Below are 23,080 nucleotides of genomic sequence, written 5' to 3'. Positions count from 1 at the left end.
CGATCGAAATCGCGGAGGGCGTCGGAAGCAAGTGCATGGTTCTCACGGCCGTCCGGAACCGGAGCCAACACGGCATCGGGACGGCGACTCGTCGGTTCGCTACGGTTCGAGCACCTCGACGAGATTCCCCTCCGGGTCGCGCAAAAACATGATCGTCGTCCCGCTTTCCGTCGTTTGCGGCCCGCTCAACGTCGTCACATCCGCCGGCAACGCCTCGTCGAACGCCGCGAGATCACCAACTTCGAGGCCGACGTGCATCGCGCCCGGCTGATTGAGTCCCGCGGCCGGCACCTCGCGAACCGCCGGTTCGAACTCGACGAGTTCGACGCGGCAGTTCCGGGGGCCCTCACCCTCTCCCTCGCCCTCGAGATGCACGAACGTCCCGCTCGCGCCGTCGACATCAATCGCGTCGGCGAGTTCAGGACCGGCAACGGTGAACTCGTCAGCGACCGAGAGGCCGAGTACATCGCGGTAAAACGGGAGGACGGTATCGAGGTCGCTGACGGTAATCCCAACGTGGTGAGTGTCCGTGTCGGAGTGGATCGGTGGCATAGCGAACGTCCGGAAGCCCGGCCGAAAAAACGTTCGGCTCTGGATTGGATCGATCCTCTTGGCTCCCTCGATCCCCCTCGCTCGTCTCGAACGGGTGCTGCCCCGAGTTCCCAGCGCGCCCGCAGGACGGGCGCAGGTGCGCCGGAACCGGCTGATAGCCGTCCGTCCCGATTGGGTCGATCGGCGAGTTCGTCCCAGCAGCTGGTGACAGCATCATCCGAACTGAAGCAACCAGCGGGGATACTATTACAGTCACCGCACTCGACAATCCGATATGAGTCGCCTCGCACTGATCGCCCACGACGAGGAGAAACCGGCCTTGATCGAGTTCGCCGAGCGCTACGAGGACGCCCTTGCGACCTGCGATCTCGTCGCGACCGGAACGACTGGGAAGCGCCTCCAGACGGAAACTGAACTCGAGGTCGAACGCAAGGAGTCGGGCCCGTACGGCGGTGATCTGATGATCGGCGCGGAGGTCGCAGCGGGGATGATCGACGGCGTCATCTTCCTGCGCGATCCGCTTCGTGCCCAGCCCCACGAGCCGGATATCTCGGCGCTGTTACGGATCTGTGACGTTCACGACACGGCCCTGGCGACGAACCTCGCGTCTGCGACGTTTCTCATCGAGGGACTTGCAGAGACCGGCTGACCGCGTGCAATATCTCGCTGAAGAAGTGTCAATCAGACCAGTATTCGACTGTCCGCTCATCCTCCCCACCCAGCATCACAGCAGTTCACCAATCAGAGATGACAACACCTCAATGAACCACTGTCCCATCCGCCATCGACTCGTCCGTGGTGTGTCACGGATTTTAATATCACGGCCTGCCTGGTTCGTGTATGACCATCTACGAGAGCGACCTCCCGGGGGTTGGAAAGAAGTTCGAGGTCGAACTCGAAAACGACGAACGCCTCGTTATCGTCACCCACAATACGGGAAAGCGGGAGGTGTATCGAAAACCGGATCCGGACGCCGACAGCGAGAAATTATTCGAGGCGTCGGATCGGCTCGCGCGGAAGATCGGCACGATCCTCGAAGGGGCGTACTTCCAGCCGGTTCAGACCGAACGCGTAGAGACGATTCTCTCCGACGATACGTTTCTCGAATGGTACAGCGTGAGCGAGGGCGCTGCACTCGCCGGACGGAGTCTCGCCGATGCACGGATCAGAGAACGAACCGGCGTCTCCATCGTCGCAATCCAGCGTGCGGGCGAGGTAATCGCGCCGCCTGATCCCGAGACGGTGATCAAAGCCGACGACACGCTCGTCGTCGTCGGGGACCGAGAGGACTGTCGCGAGTTCGAAACGTTGCTCGAATCCCAGACTGGAGACGAGGATTGAGTCTCCGGTGGCGGGAGTTTCCGAGGTGAGCTCGAGTGGCGGCTGAATCGACCGCACTGATCGATTTGGGAGTCCTATTCGGAGCGGCAGGAGTCGCCGGACTCGTCGCCCAGCGGATCAACCAATCGGTGATTCCGTGGTATATCCTCATCGGGATACTGCTGGGTCCGCACGTCCTCGGTGAACTCCCGGGTCCACTCGGCGTGGAGTGGACGGTCCGTGGCGTCGATCTGGTTGCGTCGCTCAGTGACGGTGCACTCGCCGACACAGACTTCGTTCACGTCAGTGCCGAGGTCGGGATCGTTCTGTTGTTGTTCTTTCTCGGCCTCGAGTTCAATCTCGACCGCCTAATCCAGGCGAGAGATCGGATCGGAAAGGTGGGGACTGTCGATTTCGTCGTCAACTTCAGTGCGGGACTGGGTCTCGGCTGGATTCTTTTCGACGGGATACTGCCCGCGTTTCTCACGGCGGGGATCGTCTACATTTCCTCGAGTGCGATCATTACGAAGTCGATCATCGATCTGGGCTGGATCGCAAACGACGAATCGGAGCCGCTGCTCGGGACGCTGGTCTACGAGGACCTCGTTATCGCCGTCTATCTGGCGATTGCGTCGGTGCTCGTCGGCGGTGGCGGCGATGTCGGCGAGGCGCTCGGTCAGATCGGCATCGCGGTCGGATTTCTCCTGGTCTTGTTGCTTGCCGTCTCGTTCGGAACCGACTGGGTCCAGCGCAGTCTCGAAACGGACTCTCACGAGTTCTTCGTCTTGCGTGCGCTCGGCATCACGATATTCGTGTCCGGTGTGGCACTGGCACTCGGCGTGAGCGAGGCGGTCGCCGCCTTCTTCGTTGGAATGGCGTTCTCCTCGACGGATCACGTTCACGATCTCGAGAACTTGCTCGAACCGCTCCGGGATACCTTCGCGGCGGTGTTTTTCGTCTGGATCGGGATTCGGACGGACCCGATGCTGTTCGCCGATGGGTTCGTCCTCGCGGCGATCGCTGCGGGCGTCGTGCTGACGGCCCCGACGAAACTCGTCAGCGGCTATCTCGGGGGGCGTCTCTACGATCTCGATGTTCAGCGGTCGGTCCGAGTCGGGCTCGGAATGACGACCCGCGGCGAGTTCTCGCTGATCATCGCGAGTCTCGCCATCAGCGGTGCCGGGACCAGCCTCGCCGCGGGGACTGCCGACACGATCTACGCCTTCGCTATCGGGTACGTGCTCGTCATGAGCGTGCTCGGGACGACGCTCATGCAACACTCCGACCGAATCGAGGCAATTGTCGTGCCGCGACTCGAAAATGCCGGCGACGGGATACCGCAACCGGGCGACGATTGACCAGCGTCCGACCGCTACGTGCTCGCTCCGTCCACTCCTTCCTCGCGCACGACCGCCTGCACGACGTCCGTCGCGCGCTTGACTTCGGCACCGCTCTCGACGAACACCAGCGTTCGCGGCGGCTGGGTCGCCTTCGGTCGAACGCGAAGCCCCTCGTTCGCAGCGGCCTCGGCCGCAACGTCCTGTCCCGCAGTGAACTCGAGGTGGGAACGGTCGGGATGGACGAACACCTGTGCGAGTCGCTCACCGGCGGGGTTGTCGGTGGCGACATCGCCGTCATCGTCTCCACTGTCGCCCGTGATCGTCACGTCGTATGCGCGAACACCGTCGACCGTCGGATCGACATCTCGATCGGCATTTGTGACGGCGAGAGCCGCGAGTTCACCGTCCTCGCGGCCGTCGAGTTCGGAGGAGAGCAGTTGTGCGATTCGCGTGCCGTCGGTTGTCCGGTCTTCGACCATGCTGGTGGTGGGATAGCGAGGGTTAACGCTCTTCGGCTTCTACTCCGGCTTCAGATGTAGTTTTGGAGTTGGAGGTGGCTTCGGCTTCGGCTCCGGCACCAGGTTTGCGTTCCGGTTCCGGTTCCGAATCGACGTCACCACCGTCGTTGACGAGTTCAGCGCGGGCGGTGGGAACGAGGTCGCTGACGTCGATGCCTTCGCGGCGGGCGTAGACGACGGCAGCGGTTTCGATGGTGACGGCGAGGTCGCTCTGGAGGGCGTTAATCGCGCCGACGGCCTCGTGTTTCGCCACGCCGTCGGCGACGAGGGCGCCGAGGACGCGTTCGAACGCGGACCGTTCGGTGAGAATGTCGTCGTCCGGCACGAAGTCCTCGGGGATCGTGATCGACGACGGATCGAAGGTGGCGACGAGTTCGGTGCCGTCGGGTTCGAGGAGGCCGTCCTGGGTGGCGACGTCGATCAGGCGTTTCGACTGGTCGGGGGAGAACCAGTCGCGGTCGAGCGAGAGGGCGACGACGAACTCGCTTTCCTCGAGGCGGTTCGTGCCGTGTTGAACGAAGGGGGCGGCGGCGGCGACGCGAAGGCTCATCGGGGACGACTCTCTGGAGCGGTGAAATAACGATGGCGATTCCGGGTGTTGAATGAGGAGTCGTTCGGATGTCTGGATACCGCGGATGCCGCGAAGACCGTGTCAGACGGGCTGCTGTACCGAGTTCTCGACGACTCGCAGGACCGATCGCAGGGGCGAGGAAACTGACTGACAGCAGACCGTATCAGGCGTTAGTCCGACGCCTGCTTGTTGTTGCGGTCGGCTCGCGATGGCGGCGGGAACTCCGATGGCGTCGGATCGCCGGGATCGGGACCGGAAGACTGTGGCGGGTCCGGCAGGACACAGCGTGCCGGTTCGTGAGAGAGGTGCTGGTACCGGCCGGGCGTGTTGGCGAGTGGGTGTGCGGGGTTCTGGTCGCTATCGATTCGTGCGGCGCGGACGGCACCGAAGCCGGTAAGGCGAGCCTGGATGCCGCGCCAGTGATAGCGCGTTGCGGCCGGAATCGAGACGGGCCGTGGCGGCTTGCCGTCGGGGTGGCTCGTTGCCAGAATAGTGTTGTTGACGTTGCTCGCGAGGGCGTCGTGGTCGATGAGGACGCCGACGGAGGCATCGCGCGGTGCTCGTGCGGCGAGGACATCGAGACCGAGATGAAGTGCGCGATACTCGGCAACGTTGTTGTCCGGCGGCGTATCCGTCGTCGCGATGCGTGCGACGCGGGTGCCGTCGCGCGTTTCGATAACAGCGCCCAATCCACCACCGGACTCCCGGAACGAGCCGTCGGTCGCGACGTAGAAGTCGCGATGATGCGTCCGAGGAGGGTGTGCAATATGAGGTGTGGGCGACTCGTCGAACAGGTCCCGCAGTGCGGACCGGCCGTGAGCGGCCATATCTGTGATACGGACTGTAGGGAACTTAAGCTTATGGCGCGACTCAGAAACTGGTTCTGCTGGTTGAAAATCAGACGTTCGTTTCAACCGAAAAGAGTCGCTGGCAATGGACGCTTGTCCATCAGTTCACGTGCGCGAAAGACAGTCACCCGTGTGATGTGTGGCCGGCCACCAACATATATAAATAACAGTCCTGCTATGTCCAGGGTATGCAGGGTGCTGACAATACGAGTATGGATCGCCGAACGCTGCTGAAAGTGACCGGTGTTGCCGGGACGACGGTCGGTCTCAGTGCGGTTGCTGGCTGTCTCGGAGACGGCGGGGACGAAGAAATCGACGAGATCACGATCACGCTCTCGGAGTTCCCGGATACGGTCGATCCGATCGATCACATTACCGGCGACTACTTCGACGTGTTCGATCACATCTACGAACCGCTGTTCAACGTCCAACCTGGCGAGGCACCGGAAAGTCGCGTCGTTGAAGACTGGAACCACGGTGATGGCTCGGTCGAGATGACGCTCCGTGATGACGTGCAGTTCCACGACGGGCAAGATCTGACCGCAGAAGACGTGGCGTTTACGCTCCAGCGCCAGATCGACGCCGAGTTCGGTCCGGCCTCCTCGCAGGTTGCAGGGCTCGGTTCCATCGAAGGAGCGGAGGCGGTCGACGAGACGACGGTCGAGTTCCAGTACAGCGGTGCGGCGGCGCTCGCCGAGTACGAGTTCGGCAACTACGCCCGCGCGATGAACGCGGAGTGGACCCGCGAGCAGGGCGGCGAGGAGGAGGCGATTGCGGGGAGTTCGGCCGATATCTTCAACGGAACCGGGCCCTACGAGGTCGTCGATTTCACGCCCGATACCGAAATCGTTCTCGAGCGATTCGACGATTACTGGGGAGACGAAGCCCCGTTCGAACGCGTGACGTTCAACTCCGACACGGAGTCAAACGGCCGTGCCACCGCGGTCGAGACAGGGTCGAGCGATATGTCGATAAACATCCTCCCGCAGGATACACAGACGATAAACGACAACGACGGCACCGAAGTCCGGCGCGTGACCAGCTTCCGGAACATCTTCTGCGTGATGAAAAACGAGTCGGAACCTTTCGACAGCCAGGAGTTCCGGCAGGCGATGAACTACGCGGTCGACAATCAGGCGATCATCGACGGCTCGCTCAGTTCGTTTGGAAGCCCAATGAGTCAGCCGTCACCGCCGGGTGTCAACGGGCATAACCCGGACTTAGAGCACTACTCGCAGGACATCGAGCAGGCTGAACAGCTCGTCGAGGACAGCGGCTACGCGGGCGTCGAAATCGAACTGACTGCCCCGCAGGGCCGGTACCTCAACGATGCCGCCGTCGCCGAGCGGGTAGCCGACCAGATAGATCAACTCGAGAACGTCAGTTGCGAGCCGAACATCGTCGACTTCGGCGTCGTCTCGGACGCGAACTCGGCAGGAATGGACAACTACGAGATTCCGTTCTTCCTGATCGGGTGGGGCGTCATTACGGGTGACACCGACTACGCTGTCTCCGGGTTCTTCCAGGAGGGAGGCGGTGTCCAGACGTTCCGAGACGAGGAACTGGATTCAGCGATAACCGAGAGTCAAGGCATCGACGATCAGGACGAGCGCGAACAGGCGCTCCAGGACCTCAACGAGATGGCCCGCGAGAAAGCGCCGTGGATTTTCCTCCACCAGCAAGAGAGCATCTACGGCATTCGCGACGACATCGAGTGGGAGCCCCGCGAGGACGAGAATATCTGGGTCTGGGAGATGAATCCGTAGTCCGCCGGAACAGTTCCGAAGAACAAGAATCGACAATAAAACGCATGCACGCACACTAAGCAGACGAAATTTCGCATACGAGGGTACATGTCTATTGGAAAGTTTCTGGTAAAACGGCTCCTGCAGGGGGTACTCGTCATCTGGGGAGTGATTACGATTATGTTCGCGCTGCGGGCAGTTTCGCCGGGTGATCCGGCGAATCTGATCGTCGGCCCGGCGGCCGATCCCGAGATCCGCGATCAGGTCAGAGAACAGTACGGACTAAACGAACCGATCTACGTCCAGTATGTAGACTACGTGCAGGGAATGATCACCGGCGACTTCGGCTACTCGTTTCAGTCGAGTCGCGAGGTGACGGCGATGGTTCTGGAACGAGTTCCGGCGACCCTCGAGTTGGCGATCGCGGCGACGATCATCGCGATCGTGATCGCGGTGCCACTCGGCGTGATCAGCGCCTCGAGACGGAACGAGCCCGCCGATTACGGTGCAACGTTATTCTCGTTGCTCGGCATCTCGACGCCGAACTTCTGGCTCGGATTGATGCTCATCCTGCTGTTTGCCGTTTTCCTGCAGGACCCGATGGAAACCTACCTCGGATTTACCTTCCCACAGGGGCGACGGCCGGTCGGTTTCGGTGAAGCGGTGATGACGCTTGTGACGACCGGCTACGCAGGCGATTTACTCACCTGGGTGCGCCACATTATGCTGCCTGCGATCACGCTCGGCACCTACTTCACGGCGATGATCACTCGATTGACTCGAAGCGGTATGATCGACGAGTTCGGCAAACCCTATGTGACCGCGACCGAGGCGAAGGGAATTCCGTACGTGTTGATCCGGTACAAACACGTCCTGCGGAACACGATGATCCCGATCATCACCGTCCTCGGGCTCCAACTGGGGACGCTGATCGGCGGGGCGGTGATCACGGAGACCGTCTTCAACTGGCCCGGGCTCGGTGATCGGTTAATTCAGGCGCTCAATGCACGCGACTGGCCGCTCATGCAGGGCATTATCGTCTTTATCGCGCTCGGATTCGTGCTGATCAACATTGCGGTCGACGCGCTCTATGCGACGCTTGATCCACGGGTGACCAACGAATGATTCCGGACAGACTCGAATCGAATCTGCGGCAAGGTTTTCGCGAGAGTTTACTCCCGAAACTGGGGCTCGTTCTCCTGGCGAGCATACTCATTATGGCGATCTTTGCGCCGGTGCTCGCGACGCACAATCCGACTCGGACCGGTTACCTCGACGAGAACGGGAACAGCTACCCGCCGCTCGGGACGAGTTACACCACCGAGATCGGCCAGGACGGCGAGTTCGTCGAGGTCGAAGTCGAGTCGACGAGCGACCACCTCCTCGGGACGAACGACATCGGTCAGGACGTGTTCTCCCGACTGGTGTACGGTGCACGAACGTCGATGCTCGTCGGGCTGTTGGGAACCGGACTGGCCGTCCTCATCGGCGTTCCGTTCGGACTGGTCTCCGGCTACTACGGCGGGCGGGTCGACGACGTGATGATGCGCATCGCCGACACCATGCTCGCGTTTCCGTCGCTCGTCCTCGCGCTCGCGCTTATCGGCGTCTTCGGTTCGGCCGGGTTCGGCATTCCTGATCCGCTCACCCGATTCGGGCTCATCGATGGTATGCCGGAAAGTACGACGCTCCCTGGAACGGTCACGGTCGTCGTCGCGCTGGTAACGTGGGTCTGGTTCGCCCGCGTCGCCCGCGGCGAGGCGATGAGCGTTCGCAACGAAGAGTACGTCACGGCTGCGCGGAGTATGGGCGCGAGCAACTGGACGATCCTGTTCAAACACGTTCTGCCGAACAGCCTCACCCCGGTGATCGTCCTGGCGACGATTCAGGTCGCCGCCGTCATCCTCCTCGAGAGTTCGCTGTCGTTCCTCGGGTTCTCCGGGACGACACTCTCGTGGGGCTACGACATCTCGCGAGGTCAGGGCTACCAGCGAACGAGCTGGTGGATCTCGATGGTGCCGGGACTCGGCATCGTCTTCGCGGTCATCGCCGTCAACCTCCTCGGCGACTGGCTTCGCGACGCACTGGATCCGAACATCGAGGGCGAAGGTGGAGGTGCCTAAGCGACCATGACAGACACTGACGATATCTTACGAGTCAACGATCTTTCGACGCGGTTCTTCACGGAACAGGGACAGGTAAACGCCGTCGACGAACTCGAGTTGCGGATCGAACGCGGCGAGGTCTTCGGCATCGTCGGCGAGAGCGGCAGCGGCAAGAGCGTCACCGCCCGGTCGGTGATCGACCTGATCGACGCTCCCGGCGAGATCATCGACGGCGAGATCTGGTTCGACGACGCCGAGTTGGCCGAGACGGTTCGCGAGGATGCACCCGACGCCGTCGACGGCTCGTTCGTCGACCTGCTCTCGGTATCACCCGCGGTTCGCCAATCCCTTCGGGGCACGTCCTTCAGCATGATCTTTCAGGACCCCGAGAGCAGTTTCAACCCGAGTCTCACGGTCGGCGAACAACTCGCCGAGGCCGTCGAGGTCCAACGGCGGGCCAGCGCGAACCCGCGCTCAACGAAGGCCAAAACGGACTCCGCCGAGTATTCCTTCGGAAACCTCCTGCTGTCGACGGTGCTCCCCTCACAGCAGTTCGTCACCGAGGAGAGCCGCGAGCGCGCGATCGAACTCCTCGAACTCGTCGGTATTCCCGACCCGGTCGAACGCGCCGACGAGTACCCACACGAGTACTCCGGCGGGATGCTCCAGCGAGCGATGATCGCCCAGGCGCTCGCCGGCGAGCCGGACGTGTTGATCGCGGACGAGCCGACGACGGCCCTGGACGTGACGATACAGGCCCAGATTCTGGATCTGCTCGACGATCTCCAGACCGAAACGGGGATGACGATCCTGCTGATCACGCACAATTTGGGCGTCGTCGCGCGGATGTGCGATCGCGTCGGCGTCATGTACGCCGGCGAGATCGTCGAACGTGGCACGCTCGAGGACGTCTTCGACGATCACGTCCACCCCTACACCGAGGGACTGCTGGGCTCGATTCCCGAACTCGGGGGGGCGAACGGACAACTCGAACCGATCGGCGGCAACGTGCCGAGCCTGCTCGATCACGAGATGGAAGACCGATGTCACTTCGCCGATCGGTGTCCGATGGCGATGGAGGACTGTCTCGACCATCCGCCCGAGTTCGACGCGGCGGGCAGCGAGGCCCACACCGTTCGCTGTGTGCTAGCGACGCAGTCCTATACCGAACGCGAGGCGTTGCCGCCGAACTACTTCGGCGACACGGAGCGACCGGCCGGGGATAAACACGCTGAGCCGGCGCATTCCGACGGCGAACAGCCGGCGGAGCGAACACGGACGACGATCAGTGACTCGGGAGGTGAGTCACGATGAGTTCCGACGACAACCGTGCGACGAGTTCGGTGGACGCCGGACTCGCTACCGGAATCGGGACGGACACCCCCGACGGGGAACCGCTCGTCCGCGTCGAAAACCTCCAGAAGTACTTCTGGGAGAACGACTCGCTACTCGACCGCCTGCTCGGTGACGAACCGGTCGCCGTGCAGGCCGTCGACGGCGTGAGCTTTGAGATCCGTGAAGGCGAGACGCTCGGTCTCGTCGGCGAATCCGGCTGTGGGAAGTCGACGACGGGTGAGACGCTATTGCGACTCCAGGAGCCAACCGACGGGCGCGTCGAGTTCGCCGGAACAAACGTCTATGAAATGGAGGGCAGCGACCTTACCGCGTTCCGACGGGAAGCGCAGGTCGTCTTCCAGGACCCGTTTTCGAGTCTCGATCCCCGAATGACGATCGGCGATATCGTCCAGCAGCCGCTCGACATTCACGACGTCGGAGCGGACGAAGAGCGCCGCGAACGCGTCCGTGATCTCCTCGAACGGGTCGGCCTCTCGGTCGACCAGCTCGATCGGTATCCACACGAGTTCTCCGGCGGGCAGCGCCAGCGCATCGGGATCGCGCGAGCGCTCGCACTCGAACCGGAGTTTCTAGTGTTAGACGAGCCGACGAGCGCGCTTGACGTATCGGTGCAGGCGCAAGTCCTGAACCTCTTGGAAGATCTCCAGGCGGAGTTCGATCTGACCTACCTGCTCATCAGTCACGACCTCTCCGTGATTCGTCATATCTGTGACCGTGTTGCGGTGATGTACCTGGGCGAAATCGTCGAAATCGGTCCCGTCGAAGAACTGTTCGAGGACCCGAAACACCCCTACACGAAGGCGCTGCTCGAGAGCGTTCCCCGAGCGACGACGGACGAACGAGAGCGCGATCGGGAGACGCTTGCGGGTGACGTACCCTCGCCGCGCGACCCACCGAGTGGTTGTCGGTTCCGGACGCGCTGTCCGATGGTGATTCCACCCGAGGATCTCGACATCGACCAGGACACGTACCGCGAACTCATGACGGTTCGAGAGCGCATCGAGAGCCGCGATATCTCGCTCGAGACCGTCGGTGACGACGATCAGTTCACCGTCGAGGACGGTTCCGTTCCAGAGGCCGACATCCCGGCGTTCGTCGCGGCCCTGAAGCGTCGCCTGTTCGACGAACCCCTTCCGCCGCACCACGACGAAATCGTCGAAACGGCCCTCACCGAACTGGCCGCCTCGAACTGGGAGGACGCTGCGGCCATCCTCCGGACGGAATACGAGAGCGTCTGCGAACGCGATCACCCAGGACTCGGGAACAACACACATTCGGTCGCCTGCCACCTCTACGGGACGGCCGCCGACTTCGAGGGCGCGGTCGATCCGAACTCGTGGCGCGGCTGAACTCGCTCCCGGAGGGACAGGGTACGGTTCACCCGTTCTGCTGATGTCTCTGCTATAACAATCATCTAGCGTGAATATTGGCAGGACAGTGAGTCTGGTCACCATTATCGGTATCTGTTACATGCAGAACCATGCAGAACCAATTTGTATTGGCAGCAGGTGTAATACCGCCTGGGGCCTGACACAGATATGACCTACTCAGACCGCGCGACCGCCTCCCGGATGGAAGCAGCCTGCGACCTGCTGTCGAAAACGGAACGTCGCTACCTGCTCTACCAGCTGGCGGACGACCACCAGACGACGCTCGATGACCTGCTCACGCAGATCGTCGCCTGGAAACGCGGCGAAACGGTCGACACCGTTGACGGCGACACTCGCCGACAGCTGTACGTCTCACTGGTTCACAACCACCTGCCACGGCTCGCTGACTACGATATCATCGAATACGACCTTCGAAGCGGCGATATCGTACTCAGTGAAGGGTTCGAAGACATCAAACCGCTCCTCGAGCAGTTCAAACAGACCGAGGAGATCCCCGAACTCCGCAAGCAGCCAACGCTGTAGCAGCCGAGACAACAGGAGACGCCAGCTTTCAAACCATCCGTCGGTCGCGCGATAGCCGTCTACTATCCACTCGCTACTCGTCTCAGTTCTGATCTTTCTGCGGCATAGCGACTCGCGCTATCCCATTCGAATCGAAACACATAGTGTCTCAGAATCGAGAGCACTGCTGTGAATCGAGTGTGAGTCGCTACCGGAACTTCGGACTCTTCCTGACGCTTGCAGCGGCTTGGGGAACGGCATTCGTCGCAATCAGCGCCGGCCTCAAATACTTCCCACCAGTTCTCTTCGCAGCATTTCGCTACGATATCGCCGGCCTCGTGATGCTCGCGTACGCAGCCGGTACCGTCGACGACTGGTATCCACGAACTCGTGGCGAGTGGGCCGTCGCCGCCGTCGGTGCGACCCTGCTGATCGCAGCCTACCACGTGTTTCTCTTCATGGGGCAACTGAACACGACTGCCGCTGCGGCCGCGATTCTGGTAAGTCTCTCGCCGATCCTGACGACGGGCTTTAGCCGCGTCTTGTTGCCATCCGATGCGCTCTCGTGGGCCGGAATCGTCGGTGTGGTGTTCGGACTGGTCGGCGTCGCCGTTATCGTCCAGCCCGATCCCTCGAACCTGTTCGCAACGGACGCCGTCGCGAAGGCGCTCGTCTTCTGTGCGGCGACCGCCTTCGCCCTGGGGAGCGTTCTCACCCGTCGGATCGAGGCGACGCTCCCGATCGAAACGATGGAAGCCTGGTCGATGCTCGGTGGGGCGGTACTGATGCATCTCGTCAGCCTCGGCCTGCGAGAACCGATCGACCCGGCGGCCTGGACCGACCCGCAAGCGATCGGCGCGCTCGCGTACCTCTCACTGATCGCGAGCGCGCTCGGCTTCCTGCTTTACTTCGACCTGCTCGAGCGCCTGGGAGCCGTCGAGATCAACATGGTCTCGTACGTCGCGCCGATCTTCACCGCCGTCGTCGGCTGGCTCTACCTCGATCAGGTCGTCGACGCTACGACGGTCGCCGGATTCGGGCTCATCGCACTCGGATTCGTCCTCGTCAAACGCCAGGCGATCCGCGACGAGTTCAGTCACGTGTGGTCGCTGGCGGCTCGGAGTCGAGAGTAGCGAGCTACCGATGCCGCGGTGGAGTGGCGTTTTGCCTGTCGTCCTGCCGGTGGGTGTGGCCGGCGTAGAGGGCGAGGAGGTTGAGGAGGAACAGGAGGAGGAACGCGGTCGTCTGGACGCGCGTGGAGAGTCCGGTAAGCAGGATCGGGATGTAGATGAACGGGAGGACGATTGCGGCCCAGAAGCCGGTGATGCGGAGGTACGAGGTGAGTGTGTGTAGGTGGGTAGAGTCGGCCGGGGAAGGTGAGGAGGAGGGGGAGGATGAGGGAGATGGTGAACCGGAAGCCGCTCCAGTGGAAGAAGAGAGCGACGAGGACGCGGACGACGAACGAGTTGAGGAAGGAGCCGACGCGGACGAAGCCGAGTCGGTGGCGGGTGGCGTGTCCGCACGGACGGTCGTTGCTGTTGTGGAGTCCGCTATCGTCGCTGGTGTGTCCATCGTTGTGGCTGGTGGTGACGCCGATTCGTTCGACGGCGTCGAACCGGACGTTATCTCGTTCGATGCAGCGGCCAACTCCCGGGGAGATGCAGATTCCGACATCGAGACACCGTTGGTCCAATTCATGATTGCGGCCGGCATATAGCAGCGCGACTGTTTCGAATCGTTGGTCGGAATTCATGCGAATCTCCGTCTCCCCACTCGAGTTCAGGTGAGCGCCACTGGTCGTGGTCGGTCGGTAAGATCTGCGTAAGCGATCCGTGGTTGCAGTAAGCAGTGATTACGTCGCTGTTGCCGACGTGTGCTGTCGATGTGGGGACGCTGGTCGCGGGACCAATTGACCAAGAAGACGGACGATAACTCGCGAGTAGCGGACACCACCAGCGGCCGCTCGAACGGGATCGGACGGAGTACGCAGGGGAGACGGAGACCGGTCGGCGGTACCGCGGGTGGTGTGGACCGAAGAATTCGAGCGGGAGAGAACAGGGAACAGACCAGAACGGCAGACCGTTACTGGAAACCGATCCGGCTGCCGCGACGACCCGTCGGGTCCGGGCCGGCCGAACCACCCTTGAACTCGTCTTCGATCTGTTCGTAGTAGTCGAGGATGTCGTCGGTGATCGTCGGGCGGACGTTCTCCATCGCCTGCCGGAAGTGGCGCATCTCGACGACGTTCGCCTCGTGGTCCTCGCGCAGGGCTTCGATCGCGGCCTCGCGGGCGATCGATTCGAGATCGCTCCCGACGTAGCCGTCGGTGATCTCGGCGATTTCACGGAGGGTTACGTCCGCGGCCAGCGGCGTCTCCTGGGTGTGGATATCGAGGATGCGTTCGCGGCCCTCGATATCGGGTTCGCCGATCATGACGAGGCGGTCGAAGCGACCCGAGCGCAAGAGCGCGGGATCGATCATGTCCGGACGGTTCGTCGCGCCGATGACCATCACGTCCTCCATGTCTTCCAGTCCGTCGAGTTCGGTCAGGAGCTGGTTGACGACGCGTTCGGAGACGTTCGACCCGGTTTCGCCGCCGCGGCCGGGGGCGAGCGCGTCGAGTTCGTCGAAGAAGATCACCGTGGGCGAGACCTGCCGGGCTTTCCGGAAGGTCTGGCGGATGGCCTTCTCCGATTCGCCGACCCATTTGCTGAGTAGTTGCGGCCCGCGCACGGAGATGAAGTTGGCGTTGGTTTCGTTGGCGACGGCTTTCGCCATGAGCGTCTTCCCGGTTCCGGGTGGGCCGTACAGCAGGACGCCGGCGGGCGGATCGATTCCGAGTCGGGTGAACCGTTCGGGGTTGTTGAGCGGCCACTCGACGGACTCTTTGACTTGATCCTTGGCATTGTGAAGGCCGCCGACGTCGTCCCAGGTGATCTTCGGAAGTTCGACGAGAACTTCCCGCATCGCGGAGGGTTCGACTTCGTTGAGCGCACCGCGGAAGTCCTCGCGTTTGACGATCATTCGGTCGATCAGGCTGGGCGGGATGTCCTCCTCGTCTAAGTCGATTTCCGGGAGGTAGCGCCGCAGCGCCTTCATCGCGGCCTCTTTGGTCAGGCTCTCGATGTCCGCACCGACGAAGCCGTGGGTTTCGTCGGCCAGGTGCGAGAGGTTGACGTCGTCCGAGAGGGGCATGCCGCGCGTGTGAATCTGCAGGATCTCTTCGCGGCCGGTTTCGTCGGGGACGCCGATTTCGATCTCGCGGTCGAAGCGGCCGGGGCGGCGCAGTGCGGGATCGACGCTGTCGACGCGGTTGGTCGCCGCGATGACGATGACCTGGCCGCGCGTTTCGAGGCCGTCCATCATCGTCAGCAGTTGGGCGACGACGCGGCGTTCGACCTCGCCGGTCACGTCCTCGCGTTTGGGTGCGATGGAGTCGAGTTCATCGATGAAGATGATGGCGGGTGACTCCTCGCTCGCGTCCTCGAAGATTTCGCGTAACTGCTGTTCGGACTCGCCGTAGTACTTCGAGATGATCTCCGGGCCGGCGATCGAGAAGAACGACGCTGAGGTTTCGTTGGCGACGGCCTTCGCGAGCAGGGTTTTCCCGGTTCCGGGCGGGCCGTGCAGGAGGACGCCCTGCGGGGGTTCGATCCCCAATTTCTTGAAGATCTGGGGGTGTTTCATCGGGAGTTCGACCATCTCCCGGACCCGCTGGATCTCGCTCTGGAGTCCGCCGATGTCCTCGTAGGTGATCCCGCCGCCGGTCTTCTCGAAGCCAGAGATGGGTTCTTCGCGGAGTTCGACGTCGGTGTCTTCAGTGATGAGGACCACCCCCTCGGGTTCGGTTTCGACTGCGATCAGCGGGATCGCCTGGCCGGGCGACCGCATAAACGGGTGGTTCGTCGAGGACATGACGGGGACGATATCGCGACCGACGACCGGCCGTTTCAGAATCTGGCGTTTGACCATGCCCGCAGCGTCGGAGCCGAACTGCACCGACGCCTCCTCGGGCGGGGCGAGGACGAGGCTATCGGCCTTGGTCGCCTCCGCCTTGCGAATCGTCACTCGCTCGCCGATACCCACGTCGGCGTTCTGTCGCGTGAACCCGTCGATTCGGACGGTATCCGTGTTCCAGTCCTGCCGGTCCGCACGCCACACCTTCGCAGCGGTCGTATCTGCGCCTTCGATTTCGATGATGTCGCCCGGACTCAGCTTCAAATGCAACAGCGTGTCCGGGTCGAGCCGGGCGATACCACGACCCGAGTCGTTCGGGTACGCCTTCGCAACCTCCAGTTGAACTTCATTCATGATTCAGGATCCACGGCAATGTCTGTGACTCCGATTCCGGATCGGATAGGTTTTTTGCTCATCTGAGTTTGCTAGGTGCTACCAAATCTATGTTTGGTTGGAAGCTACATAGAAGTGTCGACGGCGGTGGGTTTTGAGAGAATCGGAGAAAGACTCACGGTCACGGACTCGCGCTCGTCGTCACCGGGCAGTCTCGAGAAGATGGCTTTTTGCGCTCGGCACCGACTCCATACGTATATCACGATGACGCTACTCGCCTTCGACGGCCGCATGGGTGCAAGCGGCGACATGCTCCTCGCCGCCCTCCTCGATGCCGGCGCTGATCCCGACCGCCTCGAGTTCATCACGGACGAACTCGCAGTCGAATACCGCATCGCCGAGGCGGACAAGTGCGGAATCACGGGAACGACGGTCGATGTGGTTCTCACCGACGAACGGTCCGAGTCCGACAGTGGGGCGGACGCGGATGCTGATGCAGACGCCGATACTGATGCGGATTCGGCGGAGACGGCTGCGGAGGCAGCCGAGGACAACCAGAAGCGCGAACACGAACACGCACACGAGCACACGCAGGGACAACATCGCCACGACGACCACACCAGCCACGACGACCACACGCACGCCGAAGGTCACGGCCCTCATCGCAGCTATCAGGAAGTCCGTGCTATCGTCGACGCGATGGGGCTCCCTGAGCCCATCGAGCGCGATGCCCTCGCCATCTTCGAACGCCTCGGCGAGGCCGAAGCCAGCGTTCACGGCACGGCTCTCGAAGACATCCACTTCCACGAGGTCGGTGCCGACGACGCCATCGCGGATATCGTCGGCACAGTTGTCCTCCTCCACGATCTGGACCCGGACCGCGTCGTGACGACACCCCTCGCGACCGGCGGCGGCTCCGCTTCAATGGCCCACGGCGAGTATCCCATCCCCACACCCGCCGTCGCCGAACTCGCGGCGGACGCCGACTGGGCACTCCGAGGCGGCCCCGTCGACGCCGAACTGCTCACCCCCACCGGCGCTGCCATCCTCGCCCACGTCGCCGACGGCGTCGACTCGCTTCCCGAACTCGAACTCACAAACGCCGGCTACGGTGCCGGCGGCTACGACCTCGACCCCCACCCGAACGTGCTCCGCGTCCTGGTCGGCGAGGGTGGCGGCGGACTGGTGAAAGACGATATCGCCGTCCTCGAGACGAACCTCGACGACGCTCCTCCCGAGGTTCTGGGCGGTCTGCAGGACACCCTGGCCGATGCGGGCGCGCGTGATGTCTCAATCCTTCCGGTCACGATGAAGAAATCCCGCCCTGGCCACCTCGTGAAGGTAATCTGCAAACCCGAGGACAGACGGCGAGTTGCCAGGCGACTGGCCGAGGAGACCGGAACGCTGGGGGTCCGCGATGCCGGCGCAACCCACCGCTGGATCGCCCAGCGCGAGTTCAGAACGGCCGCCGTTGAACTCGCGGGCGACACCTACGAGGTGACGGTGAAAGTTGCAAGCGACAGTGCTGGCGAGGTGTACGACGTGAGTGCGGAGTATGACGATGCCAGCGCGGTTGCTCGGAAAAGCGGGTTTGCGATTCGAGAGGTGATTCGGCGGGCAGAGGCGGCCGCCATCAAGGCTGACTGAATATAGTGTCCGAAGGGGAAAGTACACTGTCGGCCGGACTGGTGTGACGGTGGTTGCGCTACTGCGGCCGTCGCCGTGGGGGACGATTGTGCATGCGGCTACCGTCGTACTGACTGCTGACCGACAGAATGGTCATCGACCGAGACTGAACGTGGAACCCTGCGGACTGTTGTGGACAGATGGATGTAACCGTTATCTGCCGGTGTCCATTAGAACTGAACCTAGAAACGCAAAAAGCGATTCAAAAATTCTTGGCGAGTTATCTGCGATTAGACGTCGAGTCCGACCTCACCGACGAGGTCATCGACCGTAGCCTCGAGGTCACCGACCGTAGCCTCGAGGTCAATGAGACTGTCCTCGATTTCCGTCACGTCATCTTCAAGATCAGACACTCGTTCCTCAAGGTCACCGTCTTCGGCACCGTCTTCGGCACCGTCATCTGCGGGTGCTTCCGTTTCCTCATTGGTGACATCGCCCGTTTCAGCGTTTTGGTTGATTTCAGCGGTGTTGACCTGGCTGACATCCTGGGCCTGAGTGACTCCAGCCTCAGCGCCTCCAGCCGAGGCAGAATCGTCGGCCTTGTGGTGGTCGTGGTGGTCAGAAGCACCGTCATCTGCACCGGCGCTCATTGCAGTTGCAATACCCGTTTGAGAGTTGGTATTGTCCTGATTGACTTCAGCAGTGGTCGTTGCATTGCCAGACTCCAAGTTAGTGTCGTTCTGTGCTGCAGCCATTCCTGTGAACCCCATGAACATGAGGCTCCCAATTAGCGCTACTGCCAGTGTGAGCGTGAGTGTACGTTTCATAGTGTTGCTTTCTGAGGCCACGCGTCATACGTCCCACACGGGACGGCGGCTTGTGATGGATAGATCCTGCTGCTAGTGTGACGCGGTGCCCGGTCGCTACTCATCACCGAGTCGTACTTGAACCCGGACAACGGTTTCACGTCGAATAGTCGGATTTGTCGCCCTGAAACCGAGACTATAGTAGTGAGCACACCCAGACAGTGAGCTGAACGAGAGCCTATAAATGGTACTATCGGCATAGTGCTTCTGTTGCTAACTCTTACTCTCGGTCAGCGATTACCTCGTCAGCCGCCAGAATCGTGATGATCGACAAGACCAGTTCTACAGGGAGTAAGTGAAGGATTCGGTCGCTGAAACAGTTTCTTCGATCATAATACGTTGTTCAGGGCTGGTACTATCATAATACGTTCTGTCGGTTTGCAACGTGTATTTGGCCTGTTTGTGCCGCTCAGCCGTGAATAGTCACTACCTTCGCGAAATAAGCTACCGGCTTCCGCGCGGTAGGCCCTTCCATCGATGCGGCAACTACCAGATAACAAAGTCTGTCATCAAGATACGACGATTTGCGCCGTGGAGGTGCAGAAACAAAAGACTCTCACGGCACGGATCAAACGAAACATGAGTACCACAACGACGAGACGGTCACAATGTACGACCGTCCTGATGGCGTGTATCGTCGCCTTATCGATGCTCGCTGCGGGGGCACCCGCAGCCGCAGCCGGTGAAGATACCACACCGAGTTCGAACGGCGTACACGCGCTCGACAATGGTGAAGAACTGTATCTGGTCTTCGGGGCCGACCTCAACGGGACAACACTCGACGAGTTCATCGAGTCCCAGGCGTCCGGACAGACCGATGCCGAAGTAAGCCAGTACCAGGACGTCGACCAGGTTAACATCAACCAACAATCGAACGCGACGTCCATCTCGATCGACGGCGGCGAGGCAACCGCTGTCCAAGAGGCGAACCAGTACAACGACAACGAACAGTTCGGTGAGGCGCTCGCCGGATCTGGGATGGCTGAATCGACCTCCTTCGAGGATGTCGGAACTGTCAACGTCGTCATCGGGAACGGTGACGGCAAGCAGTTCGACGGCTGGGGTATTGCCGACAAGAAAGGTGACAAGGGTAAAGTCGACTCTGACCAGGCTGCCGAAGCCGAAGTCACCCAGAGCCAGGTCGTTGGACAACTGAACTACAACGAGCAAAGCACCGCGTTCGCCCTCGCGGCGAACAACAGCGAAGCGCTCTCGATCCAGCAGTCCCAACAGACCAACCAGAACCTCCAGCAAGGAGTCGCAAACGCCACGAACGTCTACGCGGGTGGCGGCGAGTTCCTCGATCAATCGGCCGAAGCCACAGTCGAGCAGGGCCAGAACGCCGATCAGATGAACTACAACGAGCAAGACAGCGCAGTCGCAATCGCTGTCGGAAACAACAGCACTGCGACGGCGATCCAGCTCACCGAACAGACCAACTTCAACGAGCAGATCGGCGAAGCGGACGCCGAAAACATCCTCTCGTCGATGCCCGGCATGGCCATCGCCACCGCGGGTGTCGACAACCCTGAGATGATGGACGAAGCCGCACAGGCGGCCGAGACGCTCGGTGAAGAGTCGGACAAGAAGGACGACGACCATCACAAGAAGGGCAAGGGCGTTCAGACGGCGACCTCCAGCGTCAGCCAGACGCAGGAAGTCGAACAGATGAACGTCAACCTCCAGAGCACTGCGATGGCAATCGCGACTAACGGCAGCGAAGCCACCGCAATCCAGCTGGCCCACCAGCAGAACATCAACACGCAGATTGGGTTCGCTGATGCGCTGAACGTCTACGCCGGACCGGGCTACATGCACGACAGTGTCATCTACTCCGACACGACGAGCATGACCCTCGGCGGCGGCGACGTCGAAGATGCACCAGGTATCGCGTTCGACTACGACGCACAGCAGACCAACGAGGTCGAGCAAGAAGCGAGCGCACAGATCGAACAGTCCCAGTACGTGCTCCAGGAGAACATCAACGAGCAGCAGGCCGCCATCGCCGTCGCCGAAAACGGTGGCACCGCTGACTCCGCACAGGTGGCCCTTCAGGAGAACGAAAACGCTCAGTTCGGTGCTGTCGCCTCAACGAACGTCTGGGTCGGTGCGTAATCCGCTACGTTAACGCCCATTCAACGCGACCTCGACTATTCACAGTATCGTTTCTTCTGTTTCTTGCCAGCGCTCGTTCGTCGCAGCATTGTTGTCAACAGAATGGAACTATGCGCACGCGCGAACGGTCGTGCTATCGACGCCACACTGCGAACTCGCAGAACCCGTATTCACGACCACTGGTACCGGGTCGCAATTGGCTCGTTTGAAAGCACGTGTCCACGGTGAGCACAGACGCTAGCGGCGACCCCAGTCGTCTCGAATTTGTACCGACGGCGGCGCTATCAACTTATCCTTCGATGCCGCGCCTAAGGTGCCGGCACGTCACCGCGATCTCGGTCCCGGGTCCGGCAGACAGTACCGTCGGTCGGCACCAACACCAGAAGGAAAGAACCGCTACTGGTGGCGTAACGGCCGTTCAGAACGGGGACCAGTCGTCAGCGACGACATTACCGGCTTCATCGCCGACGCTCTCATCGAACAGTCCATCACCCAACTCCGGAAGCGCAGGGAGCGTCGGATCAGGCGTCTCGGAAACATCCGATCCCGTCTCGGACGTTTCGTTGACGATCGATTCCGCGAGTATCTCCTGTGAACTCTCGTTGGTAATCGTTTCGTTGACGGCGACATTGTCGTCGGACGACTGGGCTGAGACCGCCGCAGTGAATCCACCACCAATCACCATCGCGAGAAGCCCGACGATGACTACCAGTGAAACTGTGCGCGAATGCGAATCGAACCAGTGTGTTCCGCTCATGAGGTAATACTGCCCTACGGGCACTCGTGGCTCCCTGTCGATGATAATAACCTCCCGTGGCGTTTGCACGCTCAGTGTGGACTTGCATCTCGATAGGTGACCATTTGTGATGGCTGTCGGTAGCTTCCCGTCCGCCGCCACGCTGTCGACACCAGGCCCGCCACGCCGTCGTATCGGACCCGTTGTATCCACTACAACGGTGTAATTCCCACCTACTCGACGCCGGGTGAACGCTTGCAGTCAGCACCACTGACTGCGGGAGACGTGCGACCGGCCATCGTCAGTAGTCCCCTCCCTCCCGGAACGAAAGCCACGGGTTGACAGTCTCCCCATCCTGACCGTTCTCAATCCGTGAAAAAAGGCCATTACGCGCGCTCGTGTGCTGTCGATATGGATCTGAATCTCGATGACCGTGGACCGGACCGACGCACGTTCATCACGCTCAGCGCGACGGGCGGTCTCGCCGCTCTCGCCGGCTGTCTCAGCGGCACCACATGGCCCGATGGCGATGACTCGTCGACCGACACCGACTCCCCGTCAGACTCCCAGACGGCAGGCGACCTCGACTCGATCCCCGACGACTCCGACGTGATCGATCGATTCGAACGCCGATCCAGCGGAGACGATTGGACCGTCGCGGATGACGCGTACGGCATTCGCATCGAAAACACGACCGACGAGGAACTCCCGATCACGATCCAACTCGACCACGACGGCGACTCGGTCCTCGATCGGGAAGTTGCAATCCCGGCCACAAGTGAACTCGTGATCGAACTGTCCGACGGCGGCACCTACGACGTGGCGATCGAAGCCGACGGACTGGAAAGCAAAACGACCACCACCTGGTCGCCAAACGATTGCGAGGAGGGGACGACGAAGCTAACTATTGGAGACAGTGGCATCGAAACGGACACGTCGGTCTCGTGTTGAAACGGGTCGGTCTCGCGGATACCCATCCATTGTTCTTCGATTGAGTAGTCAGACTATTTGAATGTCGGTGGGACGCCAGTACCTCCACTGGCTGTATCGCTGGCTACCGTACACCGCTTGGCTACGGACACTTATCCTCAAAGGAGAACTTATTTAGTATCTACACACAGACCTGTGCTATGAACAGTCACACGTCCGTCACAAGCGGTTCTCACCCGCACGTTTCGCTTATCTGCGCGGGGATGAGAA

General features: G+C 61.4%; 21 protein-coding genes. 14 read left to right on the top strand and 7 right to left on the bottom strand.

What is annotated here, in order from left to right; all coding sequences use genetic code 11:
• Nucleotides 1–99: 99 nt before the first annotated feature.
• Nucleotides 100–552 (bottom strand): VOC family protein, encoded by a 453-nt coding sequence (locus C484_RS10995; protein ID WP_006826023.1) that lies wholly within the window; start codon nucleotides 550–552, stop codon nucleotides 100–102.
• 274 nt (nucleotides 553–826) lie between these two features.
• On the opposite strand from C484_RS10995, the gene C484_RS10990 reads away from it, so the two are divergent.
• From C484_RS10990 to C484_RS10980, 3 genes are all read left to right on the top strand, one after another.
• Nucleotides 827–1,201: a methylglyoxal synthase gene (locus C484_RS10990; RefSeq protein WP_006826022.1), complete on the top strand. Its 375-nt coding sequence runs from the start codon at nucleotides 827–829 to the stop codon at nucleotides 1,199–1,201.
• Nucleotides 1,202–1,392: 191 nt separating this feature from the next.
• Nucleotides 1,393–1,893, top strand: coding sequence for a cation:proton antiporter regulatory subunit (locus C484_RS10985; RefSeq protein WP_006826021.1), 501 nt, complete (start codon nucleotides 1,393–1,395; stop codon nucleotides 1,891–1,893).
• A 35-nt stretch (nucleotides 1,894–1,928) separates the two neighbouring features.
• Nucleotides 1,929–3,230 carry a cation:proton antiporter gene (locus C484_RS10980; protein ID WP_006826020.1) on the top strand — a complete coding sequence of 434 codons (1,302 nt, stop codon included), beginning with the start codon at nucleotides 1,929–1,931 and terminating at the stop codon, nucleotides 3,228–3,230.
• A gap of 14 nt (nucleotides 3,231–3,244) precedes the next feature.
• Here C484_RS10980 and C484_RS10975 read toward each other — a convergent pair whose 3' ends face one another.
• From C484_RS10975 to C484_RS10965, 3 genes are all read right to left on the bottom strand, one after another.
• Nucleotides 3,245–3,691 carry a hypothetical protein gene (locus tag C484_RS10975; RefSeq protein ID WP_006826019.1) on the bottom strand — a complete coding sequence of 149 codons (447 nt, stop codon included), beginning with the start codon at nucleotides 3,689–3,691 and terminating at the stop codon, nucleotides 3,245–3,247.
• A 22-nt stretch (nucleotides 3,692–3,713) separates the two neighbouring features.
• On the bottom strand, nucleotides 3,714–4,280 hold the full coding sequence (locus C484_RS10970) for a DUF2240 family protein (RefSeq protein WP_006826018.1): 567 nt from the start codon (nucleotides 4,278–4,280) through the stop codon (nucleotides 3,714–3,716).
• Between the two features lie 191 nt (nucleotides 4,281–4,471).
• Nucleotides 4,472–5,128: a reverse transcriptase-like protein gene (locus C484_RS10965; protein WP_006826017.1), complete on the bottom strand. Its 657-nt coding sequence runs from the start codon at nucleotides 5,126–5,128 to the stop codon at nucleotides 4,472–4,474.
• Nucleotides 5,129–5,361: 233 nt separating this feature from the next.
• Between C484_RS10965 and C484_RS10960 the strand changes: the two genes are divergently transcribed.
• From C484_RS10960 to C484_RS10920, 8 genes are all read left to right on the top strand, one after another.
• Nucleotides 5,362–6,915: an ABC transporter substrate-binding protein gene (locus C484_RS10960; RefSeq protein WP_006826016.1), complete on the top strand. Its 1,554-nt coding sequence runs from the start codon at nucleotides 5,362–5,364 to the stop codon at nucleotides 6,913–6,915.
• Between the two features lie 87 nt (nucleotides 6,916–7,002).
• The gene (locus C484_RS10955) at nucleotides 7,003–8,019 is read left to right on the top strand and encodes an ABC transporter permease (RefSeq protein WP_049915324.1); all 1,017 of its coding nucleotides are present in this window, start codon (nucleotides 7,003–7,005) and stop codon (nucleotides 8,017–8,019) included.
• Entirely contained in the window at nucleotides 8,016–9,017 is a 1,002-nt protein-coding gene (locus C484_RS10950) for an ABC transporter permease (protein ID WP_006666682.1), read from the top strand. Before C484_RS10955 ends, C484_RS10950 begins: the two co-directional genes overlap by 4 nt.
• A gap of 6 nt (nucleotides 9,018–9,023) precedes the next feature.
• A complete protein-coding gene (locus C484_RS10945) occupies nucleotides 9,024–10,313 on the top strand; it encodes an ABC transporter ATP-binding protein (protein ID WP_006826014.1) in 1,290 nt (429 codons plus the stop codon).
• On the top strand, nucleotides 10,310–11,704 hold the full coding sequence (locus tag C484_RS10940) for an ABC transporter ATP-binding protein (protein ID WP_006826013.1): 1,395 nt from the start codon (nucleotides 10,310–10,312) through the stop codon (nucleotides 11,702–11,704). Before C484_RS10945 ends, C484_RS10940 begins: the two co-directional genes overlap by 4 nt.
• Nucleotides 11,705–11,893: 189 nt before the next feature.
• Complete coding sequence (locus C484_RS10935) at nucleotides 11,894–12,268, top strand: DUF7344 domain-containing protein (protein WP_006826012.1); 375 nt, start codon at nucleotides 11,894–11,896, stop codon at nucleotides 12,266–12,268.
• Between the two features lie 179 nt (nucleotides 12,269–12,447).
• Nucleotides 12,448–13,380, top strand: a complete 933-nt coding sequence (locus tag C484_RS10930; RefSeq protein ID WP_006826011.1) for a DMT family transporter — start codon at nucleotides 12,448–12,450, stop codon at nucleotides 13,378–13,380.
• 155 nt (nucleotides 13,381–13,535) lie between these two features.
• Nucleotides 13,536–13,964: a hypothetical protein gene (locus C484_RS10920; protein ID WP_239640969.1), complete on the top strand. Its 429-nt coding sequence runs from the start codon at nucleotides 13,536–13,538 to the stop codon at nucleotides 13,962–13,964.
• A gap of 365 nt (nucleotides 13,965–14,329) precedes the next feature.
• Here the strand turns inward: C484_RS10920 and C484_RS10915 are convergent, their stop codons facing one another.
• Nucleotides 14,330–16,558, bottom strand: a complete 2,229-nt coding sequence (locus C484_RS10915; RefSeq protein WP_006826008.1) for a CDC48 family AAA ATPase — start codon at nucleotides 16,556–16,558, stop codon at nucleotides 14,330–14,332.
• 243 nt (nucleotides 16,559–16,801) lie between these two features.
• Here C484_RS10915 and larC point away from each other — a divergent pair, with 243 nt between their 5' ends.
• Nucleotides 16,802–18,184 (top strand): nickel pincer cofactor biosynthesis protein LarC, encoded by a 1,383-nt coding sequence (larC, locus tag C484_RS10910; RefSeq protein ID WP_006826007.1) that lies wholly within the window; start codon nucleotides 16,802–16,804, stop codon nucleotides 18,182–18,184.
• A 269-nt stretch (nucleotides 18,185–18,453) separates the two neighbouring features.
• On the opposite strand, the gene C484_RS23905 is transcribed toward larC, so the two are convergent.
• Nucleotides 18,454–18,990: a hypothetical protein gene (locus tag C484_RS23905; protein WP_193364810.1), complete on the bottom strand. Its 537-nt coding sequence runs from the start codon at nucleotides 18,988–18,990 to the stop codon at nucleotides 18,454–18,456.
• 663 nt (nucleotides 18,991–19,653) lie between these two features.
• Between C484_RS23905 and C484_RS10900 the strand changes: the two genes are divergently transcribed.
• Nucleotides 19,654–21,144: a hypothetical protein gene (locus C484_RS10900; protein ID WP_006826005.1), complete on the top strand. Its 1,491-nt coding sequence runs from the start codon at nucleotides 19,654–19,656 to the stop codon at nucleotides 21,142–21,144.
• Nucleotides 21,145–21,562: 418 nt separating this feature from the next.
• On the opposite strand, the gene C484_RS10895 is transcribed toward C484_RS10900, so the two are convergent.
• Nucleotides 21,563–21,901: a hypothetical protein gene (locus C484_RS10895; protein ID WP_006826004.1), complete on the bottom strand. Its 339-nt coding sequence runs from the start codon at nucleotides 21,899–21,901 to the stop codon at nucleotides 21,563–21,565.
• A gap of 390 nt (nucleotides 21,902–22,291) precedes the next feature.
• Between C484_RS10895 and C484_RS10890 the strand changes: the two genes are divergently transcribed.
• A complete protein-coding gene (locus C484_RS10890) occupies nucleotides 22,292–22,831 on the top strand; it encodes a hypothetical protein (protein WP_006826003.1) in 540 nt (179 codons plus the stop codon).
• The last annotated feature ends 249 nt before the right edge of the window (nucleotides 22,832–23,080 follow it).

Origin of the sequence: Natrialba taiwanensis DSM 12281, assembly GCF_000337595.1 — an archaeon.
In the GTDB taxonomy this organism is placed as follows: Archaea; Halobacteriota; Halobacteria; order Halobacteriales; family Natrialbaceae; genus Natrialba; species Natrialba taiwanensis.
Note: the sequence above shows the minus strand (reverse complement) of the source record. Positions and strands in the feature narration are given on the sequence as shown.

Bases quoted from the DNA above. Each gene is read 5' to 3' on its own strand.
- C484_RS10995 (WP_006826023.1), bottom strand. From the start codon at position 552: ATGCCACCGATCCACTCCGACACGGACACTCACCACGTTGGGATTACC.
- C484_RS10975 (WP_006826019.1), bottom strand. From the start codon at position 3,691: ATGGTCGAAGACCGGACAACCGACGGCACGCGAATCGCACAACTGCTC.
- larC (WP_006826007.1), top strand. From the start codon at position 16,802: ATGACGCTACTCGCCTTCGACGGCCGCATGGGTGCAAGCGGCGACATG.
- C484_RS10990 (WP_006826022.1), top strand. From the start codon at position 827: ATGAGTCGCCTCGCACTGATCGCCCACGACGAGGAGAAACCGGCCTTG.
- C484_RS10915 (WP_006826008.1), bottom strand. From the start codon at position 16,558: ATGAATGAAGTTCAACTGGAGGTTGCGAAGGCGTACCCGAACGACTCG.
- C484_RS10955 (WP_049915324.1), top strand. From the start codon at position 7,003: ATGTCTATTGGAAAGTTTCTGGTAAAACGGCTCCTGCAGGGGGTACTC.
- C484_RS10960 (WP_006826016.1), top strand. From the start codon at position 5,362: ATGGATCGCCGAACGCTGCTGAAAGTGACCGGTGTTGCCGGGACGACG.
- C484_RS10900 (WP_006826005.1), top strand. From the start codon at position 19,654: ATGGCGTGTATCGTCGCCTTATCGATGCTCGCTGCGGGGGCACCCGCA.
- C484_RS10935 (WP_006826012.1), top strand. From the start codon at position 11,894: ATGACCTACTCAGACCGCGCGACCGCCTCCCGGATGGAAGCAGCCTGC.
- C484_RS10950 (WP_006666682.1), top strand. From the start codon at position 8,016: ATGATTCCGGACAGACTCGAATCGAATCTGCGGCAAGGTTTTCGCGAG.
- C484_RS23905 (WP_193364810.1), bottom strand. From the start codon at position 18,990: ATGAAACGTACACTCACGCTCACACTGGCAGTAGCGCTAATTGGGAGC.
- C484_RS10985 (WP_006826021.1), top strand. From the start codon at position 1,393: ATGACCATCTACGAGAGCGACCTCCCGGGGGTTGGAAAGAAGTTCGAG.
- C484_RS10920 (WP_239640969.1), top strand. From the start codon at position 13,536: ATGAACGGGAGGACGATTGCGGCCCAGAAGCCGGTGATGCGGAGGTAC.
- C484_RS10970 (WP_006826018.1), bottom strand. From the start codon at position 4,280: ATGAGCCTTCGCGTCGCCGCCGCCGCCCCCTTCGTTCAACACGGCACG.
- C484_RS10945 (WP_006826014.1), top strand. From the start codon at position 9,024: ATGACAGACACTGACGATATCTTACGAGTCAACGATCTTTCGACGCGG.
- C484_RS10965 (WP_006826017.1), bottom strand. From the start codon at position 5,128: ATGGCCGCTCACGGCCGGTCCGCACTGCGGGACCTGTTCGACGAGTCG.
- C484_RS10895 (WP_006826004.1), bottom strand. From the start codon at position 21,901: ATGAGCGGAACACACTGGTTCGATTCGCATTCGCGCACAGTTTCACTG.
- C484_RS10940 (WP_006826013.1), top strand. From the start codon at position 10,310: ATGAGTTCCGACGACAACCGTGCGACGAGTTCGGTGGACGCCGGACTC.
- C484_RS10890 (WP_006826003.1), top strand. From the start codon at position 22,292: ATGGATCTGAATCTCGATGACCGTGGACCGGACCGACGCACGTTCATC.